14 protein-coding genes are annotated in these 15,386 nt (G+C 64.0%); 8 read left to right on the forward strand and 6 right to left on the reverse strand.

Going from position 1 to position 15,386, the window contains the following annotated elements; translation table 11 throughout:
* The first annotated feature begins 3 nt into the window (after positions 1-3).
* The 5 genes from HBH1_RS14715 (at position 4) to HBH1_RS14735 (ending at position 4,651) form a co-directional block, all read left to right on the forward strand.
* Positions 4-1,818: a M56 family metallopeptidase gene (locus tag HBH1_RS14715; protein ID WP_146012860.1), complete on the forward strand. Its 1,815-nt coding sequence runs from the start codon at positions 4-6 to the stop codon at positions 1,816-1,818.
* A gap of 100 nt (positions 1,819-1,918) precedes the next feature.
* Positions 1,919-2,797, forward strand: coding sequence for a class A beta-lactamase (gene bla / locus HBH1_RS14720; protein ID WP_102663358.1), 879 nt, complete (start codon positions 1,919-1,921; stop codon positions 2,795-2,797).
* A 217-nt stretch (positions 2,798-3,014) separates the two neighbouring features.
* On the forward strand, positions 3,015-3,521 hold the full coding sequence (locus HBH1_RS14725) for a P-loop nucleotide/nucleoside kinase family protein (RefSeq protein ID WP_102663359.1): 507 nt from the start codon (positions 3,015-3,017) through the stop codon (positions 3,519-3,521).
* A 23-nt stretch (positions 3,522-3,544) separates the two neighbouring features.
* Positions 3,545-3,994 carry an acetyltransferase gene (locus HBH1_RS14730; protein ID WP_102663360.1) on the forward strand — a complete coding sequence of 150 codons (450 nt, stop codon included), beginning with the start codon at positions 3,545-3,547 and terminating at the stop codon, positions 3,992-3,994.
* 387 nt (positions 3,995-4,381) lie between these two features.
* Positions 4,382-4,651 (forward strand): hypothetical protein, encoded by a 270-nt coding sequence (locus HBH1_RS14735; protein ID WP_006462755.1) that lies wholly within the window; start codon positions 4,382-4,384, stop codon positions 4,649-4,651.
* Between the two features lie 80 nt (positions 4,652-4,731).
* On the opposite strand, the gene HBH1_RS14740 is transcribed toward HBH1_RS14735, so the two are convergent.
* The 3 genes from HBH1_RS14740 to HBH1_RS14750 all read right to left on the reverse strand — a co-directional run bounded on the left by HBH1_RS14740 (position 4,732) and on the right by HBH1_RS14750 (position 8,957).
* Entirely contained in the window at positions 4,732-6,414 is a 1,683-nt protein-coding gene (locus tag HBH1_RS14740; RefSeq protein WP_006462754.1) for a Na+/H+ antiporter, read from the reverse strand.
* A 267-nt stretch (positions 6,415-6,681) separates the two neighbouring features.
* Positions 6,682-7,956: an oxalate/formate MFS antiporter gene (oxlT, locus tag HBH1_RS14745; RefSeq protein ID WP_006462753.1), complete on the reverse strand. Its 1,275-nt coding sequence runs from the start codon at positions 7,954-7,956 to the stop codon at positions 6,682-6,684.
* 215 nt (positions 7,957-8,171) lie between these two features.
* On the reverse strand, positions 8,172-8,957 hold the full coding sequence (locus HBH1_RS14750) for a GntR family transcriptional regulator (protein ID WP_102663419.1): 786 nt from the start codon (positions 8,955-8,957) through the stop codon (positions 8,172-8,174).
* A 155-nt stretch (positions 8,958-9,112) separates the two neighbouring features.
* Here HBH1_RS14750 and HBH1_RS14755 point away from each other — a divergent pair, with 155 nt between their 5' ends.
* Positions 9,113-10,066 carry an aldo/keto reductase gene (locus HBH1_RS14755; protein ID WP_102663361.1) on the forward strand — a complete coding sequence of 318 codons (954 nt, stop codon included), beginning with the start codon at positions 9,113-9,115 and terminating at the stop codon, positions 10,064-10,066.
* Between the two features lie 87 nt (positions 10,067-10,153).
* Here HBH1_RS14755 and HBH1_RS14760 read toward each other — a convergent pair whose 3' ends face one another.
* From HBH1_RS14760 to HBH1_RS14770, 3 genes are all read right to left on the reverse strand, one after another.
* The gene (locus HBH1_RS14760; RefSeq protein WP_006462750.1) at positions 10,154-11,398 is read right to left on the reverse strand and encodes an MFS transporter; all 1,245 of its coding nucleotides are present in this window, start codon (positions 11,396-11,398) and stop codon (positions 10,154-10,156) included.
* Between the two features lie 21 nt (positions 11,399-11,419).
* Positions 11,420-12,241 (reverse strand): putative hydro-lyase, encoded by an 822-nt coding sequence (locus HBH1_RS14765; protein ID WP_102663362.1) that lies wholly within the window; start codon positions 12,239-12,241, stop codon positions 11,420-11,422.
* Positions 12,242-12,474: 233 nt separating this feature from the next.
* Complete coding sequence (locus HBH1_RS14770) at positions 12,475-13,392, reverse strand: LysR family transcriptional regulator (RefSeq protein WP_102663363.1); 918 nt, start codon at positions 13,390-13,392, stop codon at positions 12,475-12,477.
* 255 nt (positions 13,393-13,647) lie between these two features.
* On the opposite strand from HBH1_RS14770, the gene HBH1_RS14775 reads away from it, so the two are divergent.
* Together HBH1_RS14775 and HBH1_RS14780 are read left to right on the forward strand one after the other, a co-directional pair.
* Positions 13,648-14,367 (forward strand): FadR/GntR family transcriptional regulator, encoded by a 720-nt coding sequence (locus tag HBH1_RS14775; protein ID WP_006462747.1) that lies wholly within the window; start codon positions 13,648-13,650, stop codon positions 14,365-14,367.
* 193 nt (positions 14,368-14,560) lie between these two features.
* Positions 14,561-15,322 (forward strand): SDR family NAD(P)-dependent oxidoreductase, encoded by a 762-nt coding sequence (locus HBH1_RS14780; RefSeq protein ID WP_102663364.1) that lies wholly within the window; start codon positions 14,561-14,563, stop codon positions 15,320-15,322.
* Positions 15,323-15,386: the final 64 nt, after the last annotated feature.

Here is a 15,386-nt window from a genome sequence, read left to right on the forward strand (position 1 = left end):
ACCGTGGTCACGGCAATCGGCTGGGCGCTTCTGAATTTCCTCTGGAAAGGGGCACTGATCGGTGCCGTCGCTGTCGTGCTGCTGCGCCTGCTCCCCACTGCGGCTTGCAGGCAACGTTATCTGATGCTGTGTCTGGCGCAACTGTCGTGCCTGGCGTCGGTGTTGCTGGAGGCAGGCCTGTCTATTGCAATGACCACAGCATCGACAGGCGCCGGCCACGGTCTGGCCGGGATGATCGGAAGCCAGCCCTTTTCCATCTTCCTCACCTCCGCAATGCCATGGCTGGTTGCCTGCTGGTCGGTCGGCGTGATCGCAATGGGAGCGCGGCTGGCATCCGGGCTGTACTGGAGCAGGAATATCGCAGTACAGACCGGCGCAGCGCCCACGCGTTGGCAGGGCTGCGCCAGCTCCCTGGCGATATGTTGCGGCATCCGCCGACCGGTCTTGCTACGTGTGGCGCATGGCAACCATGGACCGCTGACGACAGGATGGTGGCGGCCAGTCATCATCGTCCCGGGAGCGATTTTTCTGAACATGCCACCGCAGATGCTGGAAGCCTTGCTGGCTCATGAGATCGCCCACATCAAGCGCCTGGATTACCTCATCAATCTGTTGCAGAACGCGATCGAGGCATTGCTCTTCTTCCATCCAGTGGTGTGGTGGCTCTCCCGGCACATCCGTATGGAGCGCGAGTTGATCGCCGACGATCTGGCCGGTACGCTGACCGGCGAGCCGCGGCAATTGGCGCTCGCGCTGGAGCGCCTGAGTCAATGCCAGACGCGGGACAATACGGTAGGCGTGTCGCTGCAAGCGGCGAGCGGGGAATTGCTGGAGCGCGTGAAGCGGCTGGCGCGGCCGTCAACACGGATACCGCCCACGGTCATGATATCCACGGTGCCGGCGGTGATGCTGGCCCTGACGATGGCTGCCGCGCTCGCGGCTGGTCTGCAGTTTGTGCCGGCTACGCCATCATCGATGGCAGCGACGCGCGCCGCGTCGGAGCATCGGCAAGCCGGCACCTTGACGGATGCCGTTCAGGAGGGGGAAGCCTCTATGCTGGGACGGCTGTTGGAGTCGAATCATGTGGCGGTTCTGGATAGCCATTCCGGTCGCGTGCTGCTGCGAAAGGACGCCGATGCGGTGGTGCCGATCGCCTCGCTGACCAAGCTGGTCACGGCGATGGTCGTACTCGATGCAAAGCCTGATCTGGATCGACTGGTTCGCATCGAACAGCAGCACGTCAGCGCCTTGCGGCAGGTCAGTTCCAGTCTGCCGCAAGGGGCCCGCGTCAGCCTGCGCACGCTCATGCAACTGGCACTGGCTTCTTCGGATAACCGTGCTGCCTATGCGCTCGCTCAAAGCTATCCGGGTGGTCTGCCTGCGTTCAGGCGAGCGGCCAGTGCCAAGCTCACGGAGCTCGGCCTGGCGCACACCACATTGGATGATCCGACCGGGCTCTCGCCGCGCAACACCTCGACTGCGCTGGAGCTGGCTGCCATCGCCGGCGCGGCCGCAGGCTATCCGGACATCGCACGTTATACGACAGCCCCGGCGGGCGCGATCACGATCGCCGGGCAGCGCGTCACCTATCGCAACACCAACCAGCTGGTCGGGCAAAAGGGATGGGACATCGCCTTGTCCAAGACTGGCTTCACGGCAGCGGCGGGCCGCTGCCTCATCATGCGGCTGAAGTCGCCACAGCAGGATGTCACGCTGGTCTTGCTCGACGGCGCCAGGCCTGACGCCATGGAACGTGACGCCCGCAGTATTCGCCGCTTGCTCCCCGCGATTCCGCAGCAGCAGCAGCAGAACGGCTGACACTTTTCCCGATCGCGGATCTCGTTCTGGTAGCGCCGATGCCTGCCGGGGCGAGTTGCGCCCTTTTTCCATCTCCTTGCACTGACGAGAAAATTTCCCCATGACCATTTCCTTCAAACGCCGGCAACTCAGCATCGGCCTTCCCCTGGCATTCGGCCTCGGCGGTATCGCCTTTGACCTGCGCGCCGCTACCTCGCCGCTAGCCGAACTGGAACAGCACTATGGCGGGCGCCTGGGCGTGTTCGCGGTCGATACCGGTTCGGGCAAGACACTGGCGCATCGGGCCGACGAACGTTTCCTGATGTGCAGCACGTTCAAGGGCATGCTCGCTGCACAGGTGCTCGCCCGCGTCGATCAAGGCAAGGAGAGCTTGCAACGATCAATACCCTATACCAGGAAGGATCTGATCTTCACCTCGCCGACCACCCTGACCAACGTCGGGCGCGGCAGCATGACGGTAGGCGAGCTGTGTCAGGCGACCGTCGAACTGAGTGATAACACTGCCGCCATCCTGCTGATGCGCAATGCTGGCGGCCCGGAGGGCTTGACTGCTTTCTTGCGAAGCCTGGGCGACACCGTGACGCGTTCCGACCGTTATGAGCCGATGTCCAATCAGTACAGTGGTGAGCGGGACACAACCACGCCGCGGGCCATCGTCGGCAATGCACGCGCCATCCTGACGGGCGATGTCTTGAGTCCGGATGCGCGCCAGCAACTGGAAGACTGGATGATCGCTTGCCGCCCGGGACGCAATCGCCTGCGTGCGGCCCTGCCGGCGGATTGGCAGGCAGGCGACCGCCCCGGCACCAGCGTGGAGCGGCAGACCAATGACTACGCGATCGTGCGTCCACCGCAGCGTAATCCGCTATTTGTCGCTGCTTACTATGATGCGCCGACGTTGGATATGCCGCGCCGCGAAGCCGCCCTCAGAGAGGTGGGAGATATATTTGTGGCGTGGGCCCAGACATCGTCCAGATAGATGGGTCTCCTTTGCATAGCGCTTCGCCCCCGAGTTATCCTGAATTCTTTCTGCACTATCCGAAGCATTGCCAAACACCAGTGGGACTTCGTGAATTCGAGGAGTTTCCAGAAAACTCATCCCGCGAGTTAGTGGCCGGTGCAAGCTCCGAAGCGGGCAGTTCCAGACATCCAATTGTCCGCATACAATGCGTATCCCCTTAATCAACACTCAAGCAATGAATCAAGTGCATCTCGTTGAAGGCCCTGTCGGGGCTGGCAAATCCACCTTCAGCACCGTCTTGGCGGAAAATGTCGGAGGTGTACCTATTGCGCTCGACGAGTGGTTCGCCAGCCTCTTTAGTCCTGATCGCCCCGAAGGTGATTTCGTCCCCTGGTATGTCCAGCGCAAAGAGCGCTTGTTGGACCTGATCTGGATTCATAGCCAAAAAATACTGGATTCAGGGCGAGATGTGGTGCTGGAACTCGGCTTGATCCAACAAACACCTCGAATGGCGTTTTGCCGGCGCATCATGGACCAGGGATTTTCACTTCGTATCCATGTGCTTGATGCCCCTCTGGAACTTCGTCGCGAACGTGTCCGACGAAGGAATGAGGAGCAAGGTCCCACATTCTCCATGCTCGTGCCGGATCATATATTCGAGATCGCGAGCGCACTTTGGGAGCCGCCGGATGAATTTGAGTGTGAAGAATTCGATATCGATTTCGTCAGCACTAGCCGATAGCGCCGACTCTTGCCTGAAGACATATGATGAATATTAGAAAATCACATCGCGACGATGGTGATCGAGTGCTGGACATCTGGCGCCATGCCGTACTGGCCACGCATGATTTTTTGAGTCCGACTGACTATGCGGAAATTGCCAATGAGGTCCGGGAATTTCTTCCAGATGCTCCATTGCTATTAGCCGTCGACGAGAACGACAGACCGTTGGGCTTCATGTTGTTGAATGACGCGCACATGGAGGCATTGTTTGTCGATCCCGCCCATCATGGCAAAGGCATCGGGCGTGGCCTGGTCGAATACGCATTGGGCTTATCGCCTGTTCTGACGACGGATGTCAACGAACAGAACGAGCAAGCATCCGCTTTTTACTTGCACTTGGGCTTCATCAAGACAGGGCGATCAGAACTGGACGGTCAAGGACGTCCTTACCCGTTGCTTCATCTGGAATGCCGACGCCTGCGGTCAATCTAGTGTTGACCCGGTTTGCGAGCAATACCGACACTGGGGGCATTGCAATTCGTAACTGTCACTTTCGGCCAGTGGGGAGGAAGCGCGACGCTTGCTGCGGGCTGCCCAACAGGCGGGAGCCATCCGCCGAGCGCTACGGTAAGGTTCCATCTGGCTTGTCTGTACGGCAATCACTTGCCGCCCTGATATCGTTGTGCACCGGGATTGGGCAGTTTATTTGCCAGATTCATCACAGTTTGCTCACCGCACCCCGGTAAATTCGCATGCCTCAGGTTTTTCCCTGTGGCAGAGCGCGACAATGGGCGTAACATAGCGAATTCGTACCGGCAGCGGTACGCCCGATCCGGTCCAGTATCCGTCTTCAGTCTTCGCAGTCACAGGGAGCCCAACATGCCCATCGACATTTCTTCCGCCGTCAACGCCGTCGTCTCCGACCCCAACGGCAATACACCCACCACGGGCAAAGCCAACGACCCGGTCGCCGTGCGTCGCGCCGAAGAGGCCGCAGCCGCCGCCAAGGCCGAAATGCGCCGCCAGGAAGAAATCCAGGCTGACGAAACCCGTGCCGAGACCGCCAACGAAGAACGCAATCGCCGCGAACAGGCTTCGCGCAACTCCACCGGCGAAATCATCGGCACCACCATCAATTCGGTGGCCTGAGCCGCTTCATTCCGTAGGGCAATGAAAAGCCCGCGCTGCCAATCCAATGGCAGCGCGGGCTTTGTCGTTGCCGCTCCTCCTCAGTGATGCTGGCCGGGGCCGTTCAGTGAGCCCAGCAGCCAGGTCTCGGCCATGTCGATCTGGTTGATCAGCATCAGGAAGGTTTCATCGTTGATGCGCTGTTCGGCGCGCAGGTAGTGCACCTCCAGGCGCTCGGCGCGGATCGCCTCCAGCCGCAGTTCGCGCTCGAACTGCTTGAAGCGGTTGGCGGCGCGCTGGGTGTCTTCCGAATCGCTCTCCGCATTCATCCGCATCCGGTAGGTGGCCAGCAGGCTGCCGCTGACTTCGGTCAGCAGCGCCAGGTCGTTTTCGTCCAGGGTCACGCCGATGCGTTCCTGGGCGGTCTCGATACTGCGCACGGCCGCCTCCGACAGGCGCAGGCGCGCCATCATCTCTTCGGCCCGGCGCCGCTTGACCTCGGCATCGAGCTGCAGGTCCTTGAGCATCCACGGCAGCAGGAAGCTGCCAAACAGCAGCGAGCAGACGATCACCCCGGTGGCCAGGAAGATCAGCAGGTCGCGTGCCGGGAAGGGCGTATGTTCCTTCAGCAGCAGCGGGATCGACATCACGCCGGCCAGGGTAATGGCGCCGCGCACGCCCGACAGCGCAGTGATGCTGATCAGGCGCAGGTCGAACTTGCGGTTGCGTCCGCTCTGGCCGCGCAGTGCCGACGCGAAGCGGCGCATGCGCAGGTTGATCCACACCCACACGAAACGCAGCACGATCAGCGCCAGCGTGATGGCCAGGATATACACGAACAGGTGCCACACCGGGACGTTGCCGGCCATCTGCGCATCCACGTGAGCCAGGCTGACGATGCCCGGCAACTGCAGGCCCAGCAGCAGGAAGGACATGCCGTTGAAGACGAACTCCAGCATCGTCATGATGCTGCGTCCCTGCAGCCGGGTGGCGGCCGATTCGCCGCCGGCCGTTTCCAGGTAGGGCATGAGCATGCCGGCAGCGACCGCCGCCAGGATGCCGGACAGACCAAAGTGTTCCGCGAAGATATAGGCCGTGAAGGGGATCAGCAGTAGCAATACGACCTGGATGCCCGGTTCGTCACCGGCCCATTCGATGATCTTGCGCCGGATCAGGCCGAAGCCCCAGGCCACGATCAGGCCCACCGCGATACCGCCGGCGGCGATCAGCACGAAGGAAATGCTGGCATCCAGCAGCGAGAAGCTGCCGGTGATGACGGCGGCGATGGCGAACTTGAAGGCCACCAGACCGGAGGCGTCGTTCATCAGCGCTTCGCCCTCCAGCACATGCTGCATCGACGCTGGCAGGCGCCCCTTGCCGATGATGGAAGAGACCGCCACCGCATCGGTGGGCGAGAGCACCGCCGCCAGGGCGAAGGCCGAGGGCAGCGAGATGACCGGGATCATCCAGTGGATGAAGTAGCCCACCCCGACCACGGTGAACATCACCAGACCCAGCGCCAGGGCCAGGATGGGGCGCGCCAGCCGGAAGAACTCGCGCTTGGGCATGCGCCAGCCATCGGTAAAGAGCAGTGGCGGGATGAACAGCAGCAGGAACAGTTCCGGATCGAAACTGATGCGCAGGCCGAACATGGGCAGGGCCAGTACGGCACCCAGCGCAATCTGGAACAGCGGCAGGGGCAGCTTGAATGGTGCCAGCCTTGCCACCACGCCGGAGACGGCGACGGCCAGCAGCAGGATCAGGACGGTAAAGACGATTTCCATGAGGCAGCGGTAGTGTGTTCTTGTGATGAGGCGCGGGAGGGTCAGACCCGCTTGACCGCACTGAGTTGCAGGGGAGTTACAAAGGCTTGCAAGCCGGTTGCAGATGGCTTGCCAGGCGATGCAGGAGAAGGGGAAGTATACGGCAGGAGGGTGCGATCCGTCGCCCGGGTGCGAAGCGGCCCTATGTCGTCAAAAGAAAATGCCGCCCGGCGTGGTACCGGGCGGCATCATGGTTCGGAGGAATTCAGCGGAAGACCGGTAGCGATCTCAGCCTGCGACCTTGGCCAGGTAGCGTGCGCGCCAGGGTTTCAGGACCATCAGCGCCAGGCAGGCGGTCAGGATATCCAGCGTGATGGCGGTGCCGAAGACCGGATGCCAGCTGCCGGTCTTCTCGTGCATCATCGCCGCCAGCGGACCGCCGAAGATGGAGCCGATGCCCTGCGAGATGTACAGCCAGCCATAGTTGGCGGTGGCGTTGCGGGTGCCGAAGGTATCGGTGAGGGTGGAGGGGAAGAGCGAAAAGATCTCGCCCCAGCCGAAGAACACCACGCCCGACAGCAACACGAACAGCACCGCGTTCTCGCGCGTGGCCAGCCACAGTGCCATGGCCACGCCTTCCAGCGCGAAGGCGAAGAACATGGTGTTCTCGCGACCGTAGCGGTCCGAGATCCAGCCGAAGAAGGGGCGGGTCAGGCCATTGGTGAGGCGGTCGATGGTCAGCGCCAGCGGCAGCGCGGCCAGGCCGAACACCATCACGTTGGCCACGCCGAAGTCGCGGGCGAAGGTGGCCATCTGCGAGGTCACCATCAGGCCCGAGGTCGACATCATGGTCATCATCGCGAACATCAGCCAGAACAGCGGGGTGCGCAGCATCTGGCGCGGCGCCAGGTCATGCGTGCTGGCGGCAATGGCCGGGGCCGGCATGGCGGCGGCGTGGCTGGCATCCGGCGAGCGCAGGGCCTGCGAGGCGATCACGCCGATCACGGCAAACACCAGGCCGAACTGCCAGAGCGTGGTTTCCAGACCGGCGCTGGCCAGCGAGGCGGAGATCGGGAAGGTGGTCAGGATCGCGCCCATGCCATAGCCGGCCGCCACCATGCCCACGGCGAAGCCGCGCCGGTCCGGGAACCAGCGCACCATCTGGCCGACCACGCCGACATAGACGATGCCGGTGCCCAGCCCGCCCACCAGTCCATAGGCCAGGTAGAACATGCCGATGCTGGAGACCTGCGCCGCCAGGACCCAGGACAGGCCGGACATGAAGGTACCGATGGCGATCAGGCGACGCGCGCCGAAGCGTTCGATCAGGCTGCCCTGGAAGGGCGAGAAGAAGGTCTGCAGCACGATCAGCATGGAAAAGGTGATCTGCAGTTCCGACAGCGGCACGCCCAGCTTGGCGGTCAGGGGTTTGGTGAACAGGGTCCAGACGTATTGCGGGCTGGAGATGGCCATCATGCAGATCAGGCCGATCAGCAACTGGAACCAGCGGTTGCGCAGCAAGCCCTGCGTGCTCGCCGGGGCGGTTTGGGTGAGGGTGGTCATGCGTTTCTCCTGTACAGAAAGCCGGATGGGAGGCCAGGGACTGCCGGATGAGGCAGCGGGCCGCGTGCCTGAATTTATGTATGCATAAATCCTGGGCTCACAAAAGCAGCTTTCATGCCATTTGCCTGGCGGCAAGCGCGCATGTGGAAAAAACCGTCCGCTACAGGTTCAGACAGAGGGGGTACAGGGCAACCGGGGAGGGTGAGCGGGCTTGCTCAGCCGAAGCGCTTGCGTCGTGCCGGTGCTCCGCCGGCGACCAGATTGCCTTGCAGCGGTGCGGTCTGCACCGACTCGGCGCGCACCTGTTCCAGGCGGGTGATGGTGAGGCGCTCGACCACAGTGTGGCTGTCCTCGATGTGACGGGCGATCAGGGCGCCGGCCAGCTCGGCGTCGGCGCCGGCGATGGCATCCAGGATGGCGCAGTGTTCGGCGTAGGTGTCGTCGATGCAGTCGCCATAGGCGAAATCGAGCCGGCGCATGATGCGCAGCTGGTCGGTCAGCTGGCGATAGACACTGTCGGCCTCGCCATTGCCGGCTGCCTGCACCAGCGCTGCATGGAAGCCTTCATCCAGGGCCGCCACGGCCAGGCCGTCCGGCAGGCGGTCGGTGGCGGCGCACTGCCAGATGGCACCCTGCGTCGCGACCAGTTGCTGGCGATGTTCGGGCGCGACGCGCGGGGAGCACAGCTTGCGCACCGCGTGCAGTTCCAGCATTTCACGCAATTCATAGAGGGAGGCGAAACGCGCCAGGTCGATCGGCACTACTTCCCAGCCGTTGCGGAAATGGCCGCGCACCAGTCCCTCGCTCTGCAGTCGCATCAGCGCTTCGCGCACGGGGGTACGCGAGACCTGCAGGCGTTCGGCCACGTCATTCTCGGCGAAGCGGTCGCCGGGCAGCAGGCGGAAGGCGTAGATGTCGTCGCGCAGGCTGGCGTACACGGTATCGGTCAGCTTGCCGGTGCGGTGCTGGGCCAGTTCGGTAGAGGCGATGCGGGGCTTCATGAGGGTGGCGGGCGGGCAGGTGCGCTGCATGGAATGACGTGGCGGCTATCTTAACGCGCGGTCGGCGTTGCTTGGAAGATGCTCGCCAGCAGAGTTTGCGGGCCACGCCTACAATGGTCGCCACTGTTTCCGACCATCATGACAAGGAGATTCCGATGCAACAACGCAAACTGGGTCAATCCGATATCACCGTGGCACCGCTGGCCTTCGGCGGCAACGTGTTCGGCTGGAGCATCGACGAGAAGACCTCCTTCTCCATCCTCGACAAGTTCGTCGAGGCCGGCCTGAACCTGATCGATACCGCCGACGTCTATTCGCGCTGGGCGCCCGGCAACCAGGGCGGCGAATCCGAGACCATCATCGGCAAGTGGCTAGCCCAGGGTGGCCGGCGCGACAAGGTGGTGATCGCCACCAAGGTCGGCAAGGACATGGGCGAGGGCCGCGTGGGCCTGAAGAAGGATTACATCCTGCGCGCCGTGGAAGATTCGCTGCGTCGCCTGCAGACCGACCATATCGACCTCTACCAGTCGCATGACGACGACCGCAGCACGCCGCTGGAAGAAACGCTGGCCGCCTACGACACCCTGGTCAAGGCCGGCAAGGTGCGCCTCATCGGGGGCTCCAACTACGAGGTGGACCGGCTCGCACAGGCGCGCGACATCGGCCGTCAGCTCGGCCTGCCGCTGTACCAGACCCTGCAGCCCGAATACAGCCTGGTCGCCCGCGAAGGGTTCGAACGCACGCTGGAGCCGTATTGCCTGGAGCAGGGCGTGGGCGTGATCGGCTTCTATTCGCTGGCCAGCGGCTTCCTCAGCGGCAAGTACCGGAGCGAGGCCGACCTCGGTAAAAGCGCCGCCCGTGGCGGCAAGGTGAAGTCCTATCTCAACCCGCGTGGCTTCCAGATCCTGGCTGCGCTGGATGCAGTCGCCGCCCGTCACGCCAGCACCTCGGCCGCCGTCGCGCTGGCCTGGCTGATTGCGCGCCCCAGCGTGACCGCGCCGATTGCCAGCGCCACCTCGCTGGCGCAGCTCGACGAACTGGTGGCCGCCACGCGCTTGCAGTTGAGCCGCGAAGACATCGCCGCGCTCGATCAGGCCAGTGCCTATTGAGCGACCCCGACCCGTCTCATACGAGGGCGCAATGCAAACAGGCCGGCGTTTTGGCGCCGGCCTGTGCTTGCTGCCCTGCGGGAACGGTCAGGCAGTGGTGACCGCCGCTTCCAGCTCCTTGCCCTGCGTTTCCGGCAGGATCAGGCAGGCCACGATCACCAGTCCGTAACAGCCGGCGGCGATCCAGCCGATGGTCTGTCCCAGCGGCATGCTGTTGCTCAGATAACCCACCAGCGCCGGGCAGATCGCACCGATGGCGCGGCCGAAGTTGTAGCAGAAGCCCTGGCCCGATCCCCGCACATCACTGGGGAACAGTTCGGACAGGTAGGCGCCCATGCCCGAGAAGATCCCCGACAGGAAGAACCCCAGCACGAAGCCCAGCGCCAGCATCCAGGCGTCGGTGATGATCATCTGCGTATAGCTCAGCACCAGCAGGATGCCCATGGCCGCGAACAGCATGAAGCAGCGGCGGCGACCGATGGTGTCGGACAGCCAGGCCGAGGTGAGATAGCCGCAGAAGGAGCCGCCGATCAGCACCAGCAGATAGGTACTGGTACCCAGCACCGAGAGATGACGCTCGGTCTTGAGGAAGGTCGGCAGCCAGGTGGTCACCGAGTAGTAGGCACCCTGCATGCCGGTGGCCAGCAGGCTCGCCAGGATGGTGGTGCGCAGCAGGTCGCGATGGAAGATGCGCAGGAAGTTGCCGCGCTGGCCGCTTTCACGCATCTTTGCCTGGGCCGCCACGAACACCGCCGGCTCGCTGATGGCGCGGCGGATGTAGAGCGTCAGCAGGGCCGGCAGTACGCCGATCCAGAACAGCACCTTCCACGCCTTTTCCGGCGGTAGCACTGCGTACATGCCCCAGAAGGCCAGTGCCGACGCCGCCCAGCCCACCGCCCAGCTGCTCTGCACCAGGCCCGAGGCCTTGCCGCGATGGCGCGCCGAGATGGTCTCGGCGATCAGCACCGAACCGACCGCCCACTCGCCTCCCATGCCGAAGCCCTGCATGGCGCGGGTGAAGAACAACTGGCCGAAGGAATCGGTGAAGCCGGAGAGGAAGGTGAAGAAGGCGAACCACAGCACCGTCCATTGCAGCACCCGCACGCGGCCGTAGCGGTCAGCCAGGATGCCGGCGGCCCAGCCCCCCACGGCCGAGGTCAGCAGGGCGCCGGTGGCAATGTAGCCGGCCTCGGCGCGGCTCATGCTCCAGGCCGCCAGCAGCGTGGGGATGAGGAAGGTGTAGATCATGTAATCGAAGCCGTCCACCGCATAGCCGGTGAAGGTCGCCGTCAGGGTGCGTCGTTCCGCGCTGCTGGTTTCTTTGAGCCACATGGTTGTCTCCGGGGCGGGGTGTCAGAGTTCGCTGTTGAGCTTGTCGGTGACCAGCATGTAGCCGGGCGCATGGGTGATGCAGAAGGCCGGGCGGGCCGCCACGATGGCCGCCTGCGGCGTGACGCCGCAGGCCCAGAACACCGGCAGTTCATCGTCGTGGACCGCCACTGCATCGCCGTAGTCGGGCTGGTTGATATCGCTAATGCCGATCAGGGCGGGGTCGCCGATGTGGATCGGTGCGCCATGCACCTGCGGTGTGCGGGCGGTGATCTGCACGGCGCGGATGGCGTCGGCGGCCTTGAGCGGGCGCATGGAGACCACCGTGGGGCCGGAGAAGACTCCCACCGGTTTGGTCGGAATATTGGTGCGATACATGGCCACGTTGCGGCCTTCGCTGACATGGCGCAGCGGGATGCCCTCGGCCAGCAGCGCGTGCTCGAAGGAGAACGAACAGCCCAGCGCGAAGGTCACCAGGTCGTCGCGCCAGTAGGCGCGCAGGTCGGTGACCTCGCTCACGCGTTCGCCATTGCGCCAGATGTGATAGCGCGGCACGTCGGTACGGATGTCCAGGTCCTGGCCCAGTCCCGGGATGGCCGGCGAGCCTGGCTCGGAGACGCCCAGCAGCGGACAGGGCACCGGATTGAGTTCGCAGAAGCGGCGGAAGTCATCGGCCAGCGCGGCCGGCAGGATGGCCAGGTTGACCTGCACATGGGCGCTGGCCACGCCACTGGTGTGGCCGGTGAAGTCGCCATGGCGGGCGGCCAGCCGCACTTCCAGTGCGGTCGAATCGGCGGTGAGGGAAATGCTGCGGGGGGCGTGCGGCATGGTGGGCGTTTCGGGCATGGCGGTCTCCTGCGTCGTGCTGGCGCTTGATGATGGGATGGGAATGCCACCGATGGTAGGAGGGGCATCCAGCACGCGTCCAACAAAAAATTTATATCTTTTGTTATCGATTTTTTCGATGACGTCAGCGTTTTTGTTGATTGACTTTTTGTTGTTCCCGTCAGCTGATAGGTGTTTCCCGACTGGCGCGAAACGGCTGCCTGATGGCGATGGCCGGGGGGATGGTGTCGGATTCAGTCTTCGTCCGCCGTGGAAGCGCCGCGCCGTTTGCCCTGGGCGCGCCGGGCGTGTTCCAGGGCCGAGTCCAGCACCAGTTCGGCCACGCTGGAGCCGGGCTCCTCGCGGTAGCTGGCGTGGATCTGCAGCGGCGGCAGCGTTTCTTCGCAGCGCAGGATGCGCAGCGGCAGGCGGCGGGTCAGTTCACGCATGGCCAGCTTGGGCAGGGTCGCCACGCCGAAGCCGCCCTCTACCAGTTGCACCATGGCCGAGATCGAGGAGATGGCGTGCACGCGTGGCATCGGCAGTCCCGACTCCTGCAGCAGCTGCAGCAGCCCCTGGTGCGGCTGCGAGCCGCGCTGGAAGGTGATGAGGTCATCGGCCGCCAGCTCTTCCAGCCGATAGCGACGCGTGCCATGGGTATCACGATGGCCGACGAAGACCATCTCCATGGACGCCATGATGCGCGAGCGTACCGCCGTATCGCTGCCCACGATGGAGGTGAAGACCAGGTCCTGGGCGCCGCGCCCGATCTGTTCCATCAGCACCGGCGAGGTTTCCACGGTCAGTTCCAGCGCGAAATCAGGATAGCGGCTGCGGATTTCCTTGAGCCAGCCGGGCAGCCAGCTGTGCACCACCGATTCGATGCTGCCGATGCGCAGCGCCATCGGCCCGGCCGGACTGCCGCCCAGTTCCTGGCGGATCTGGCTTTGCAGCGACAGCAGCTTCACCGCCAGCAACTGGAAGCGCTGGCCCGAGGCGGTGAGACGGAACTGCTTGGCGCGACGGTCCAGCAGGACCACGCCCAGTTCTTCTTCCAGCGAGGCGATGCGGCTGGACATGGTCGATTGCGTGATATGCAGCTTTTCGGCGGCGCGGGTGATGCTCTTGAGCGAGGCGGCCCAGTGGAAGGCCTCTACGAAGCGCAGGTTCATGGATGAGAGCGGTAAATTTGTTCGTCGATAGGCTACCAGAAGCCGGAGCTTGTATCGCTTGGCCGTGGCCCGGCGAGCAAGAGTGGCGGCAGTTTCTTGCGCGCCGCACCAATGTTCCCGCCGCTTGACACATCCCGCCCCGATACCTATCCTCCACAGCCATTGGTCTTACCTTTGCGACGCATGCGTCCCAGGCCAGCAAGACGTTGCCGATGCGGCAACGAATCATCCCTACAGGTCTTCACCCCCGACAGCATGTCCTTTGATCCCATCGTCCAGAAATCGATTTCCGAGCAGGTCGCGCAGCGCTTGCTGACCATGATCCGCAGCGGTCTGTTGAAGCCCGACCAGCAACTGCCGCCCGAGCGCGAGCTGGCGGCCATGCTGGGCGTGGGCCGGCCGGCCGTGCGCGAGGCCATCCGCGGGCTGGCACTGCTGGGCTTGCTGCGCATCCGCCAGGGCGAGGGGACCTTTGTCAGTTCGCTGGAAACCCGCGAACTGCTGGAGCCGCTGGAGATGATCATCGACCTCAATCCCGGCACCCTGGAAGCGCTGTTCGACGCCCGCCTCATCATCGAGACCGGGGTGGCGGCGCTGGCGGCCACGCACATGGAGCAGGCCGAGCTGGACCGGCTGGTGCGCAACGTCGAGGACGAGGCGCGCTTGCTGTCGGACCCCGCTGCTTTCTCTGCGGCCGACGTGGAATTCCACGAAGCCATCATCGAGGGCTGCAACAACCCCTTCCTGCAGAGCGTGGCTGGCAGCCTCTACATGCTGGGCAAGAAGAGCCGTTCCATCACCTCGCGCATTCCGGCCACGCTGGAGCGCAGCCTGCAGGACCATCGCGACATCCTTGATGCGCTCAAGGCCCGCGATCCGCAGAAGGCCTCCGAAGCCATGCGCAATCACCTCATGAATGTGCGCGACGCCTACCGCAGCGCCGGTCGCAACCGCGACGAATCGGTGCACGACTGATCAGGCAGCAAGCGTCGCCGTTGCCGCCGGACCGGGTCCCGCAGCACTCCACAACGGCGACGTGGCAGGACAGCCGCAGTGCGATTTTCTGCGGCGCCCAGAACACAAGAAGCGATACCGGCAGGGCGCGCAGGGCCGCCCCATGCACAAGCCGGAGCATGAATGATCAACCGTTTATGAACAGGAGAACAGCATGCTGGATCTGGCAGGAAAAGTCGTCTTCATCAGTGGTGCAAGCACCGGCATCGGCGCCGCCGCCGCGCGTGCCTTCGCCGCCCGTGGTTCCCATGTGGTGGTGCACTACAACAGCTCGGCCAAGGAAGCCGAAGCGGTCGCCGCCGAGGTGCGCGCCGCCGGCAGCAAGGCCATCACCATCGGCGCCGACGTGCGCGACAGCGCTGCCATCAATACCGCCGTGGCCAAGGCGGTGGAGCAGATGGGGCGCATCGACGTACTCATCAACAACGCCGGCAGCCTGGTCCAGCGTATGGCGCTGGAGCAGGTCACCGATGCCTTGTTCGACGACATCATCAATATCAATTCCCGCTCGGTGGTGGCCTTCACGCGGGCGGTGATTCCGGTCATGCGGGGCCAAGGCGGCGGCAACATCATCAACGTGACCTCGGTGGCGGCGCGGCATGGCGGCGGCCCGGGTGCGCTGATCTATGCGGCCTCCAAGGGCTTCGTGAGCACCATCACGCGTGGCATGGCCAAGGAATTGCTGGCCGACAAGATTCGCGTCAACGCCGTGGCGCCGGGCGTGATCATGACCCCGTTCCAGGAACGCTTCACCACCCCGGAACAGCTGGAGGGGTTCCGCAAGACCATCCCCATGGGCCGCATCGGCGACCCGGACGAGTGCAGCGGTGCCTTCCTCTACCTGGCCTCGGACCAGATGTCGGGCTATGTGACCGGCCAGATCATCGACGTCAACGGCGGGCAGTACATGCCGTAGCGGGGCCGGCCGGTACCACTGTCGGGCCAGGCCCCGGGCGGCGGGCACTGGCATGCCTCTTGCG

It is taken from the genome of Herbaspirillum sp. BH-1 (assembly GCF_002870055.1).
GTDB classification, from domain to species: Bacteria; Pseudomonadota; Gammaproteobacteria; order Burkholderiales; family Burkholderiaceae_D; genus Herbaspirillum; species Herbaspirillum frisingense.

Bases quoted from the DNA above. Each gene is read 5' to 3' on its own strand.
- bla (WP_102663358.1), top strand. From the start codon at position 1,919: ATGACCATTTCCTTCAAACGCCGGCAACTCAGCATCGGCCTTCCCCTG.
- HBH1_RS14725 (WP_102663359.1), top strand. From the start codon at position 3,015: ATGAATCAAGTGCATCTCGTTGAAGGCCCTGTCGGGGCTGGCAAATCC.
- HBH1_RS14730 (WP_102663360.1), top strand. From the start codon at position 3,545: ATGATGAATATTAGAAAATCACATCGCGACGATGGTGATCGAGTGCTG.
- HBH1_RS14735 (WP_006462755.1), top strand. From the start codon at position 4,382: ATGCCCATCGACATTTCTTCCGCCGTCAACGCCGTCGTCTCCGACCCC.
- HBH1_RS14740 (WP_006462754.1), bottom strand. From the start codon at position 6,414: ATGGAAATCGTCTTTACCGTCCTGATCCTGCTGCTGGCCGTCGCCGTC.
- oxlT (WP_006462753.1), bottom strand. From the start codon at position 7,956: ATGACCACCCTCACCCAAACCGCCCCGGCGAGCACGCAGGGCTTGCTG.
- HBH1_RS14750 (WP_102663419.1), bottom strand. From the start codon at position 8,957: ATGAAGCCCCGCATCGCCTCTACCGAACTGGCCCAGCACCGCACCGGC.
- HBH1_RS14755 (WP_102663361.1), top strand. From the start codon at position 9,113: ATGCAACAACGCAAACTGGGTCAATCCGATATCACCGTGGCACCGCTG.
- HBH1_RS14760 (WP_006462750.1), bottom strand. From the start codon at position 11,398: ATGTGGCTCAAAGAAACCAGCAGCGCGGAACGACGCACCCTGACGGCG.
- HBH1_RS14765 (WP_102663362.1), bottom strand. From the start codon at position 12,241: ATGCCCGAAACGCCCACCATGCCGCACGCCCCCCGCAGCATTTCCCTC.
- HBH1_RS14770 (WP_102663363.1), bottom strand. From the start codon at position 13,392: ATGAACCTGCGCTTCGTAGAGGCCTTCCACTGGGCCGCCTCGCTCAAG.
- HBH1_RS14775 (WP_006462747.1), top strand. From the start codon at position 13,648: ATGTCCTTTGATCCCATCGTCCAGAAATCGATTTCCGAGCAGGTCGCG.
- HBH1_RS14780 (WP_102663364.1), top strand. From the start codon at position 14,561: ATGCTGGATCTGGCAGGAAAAGTCGTCTTCATCAGTGGTGCAAGCACC.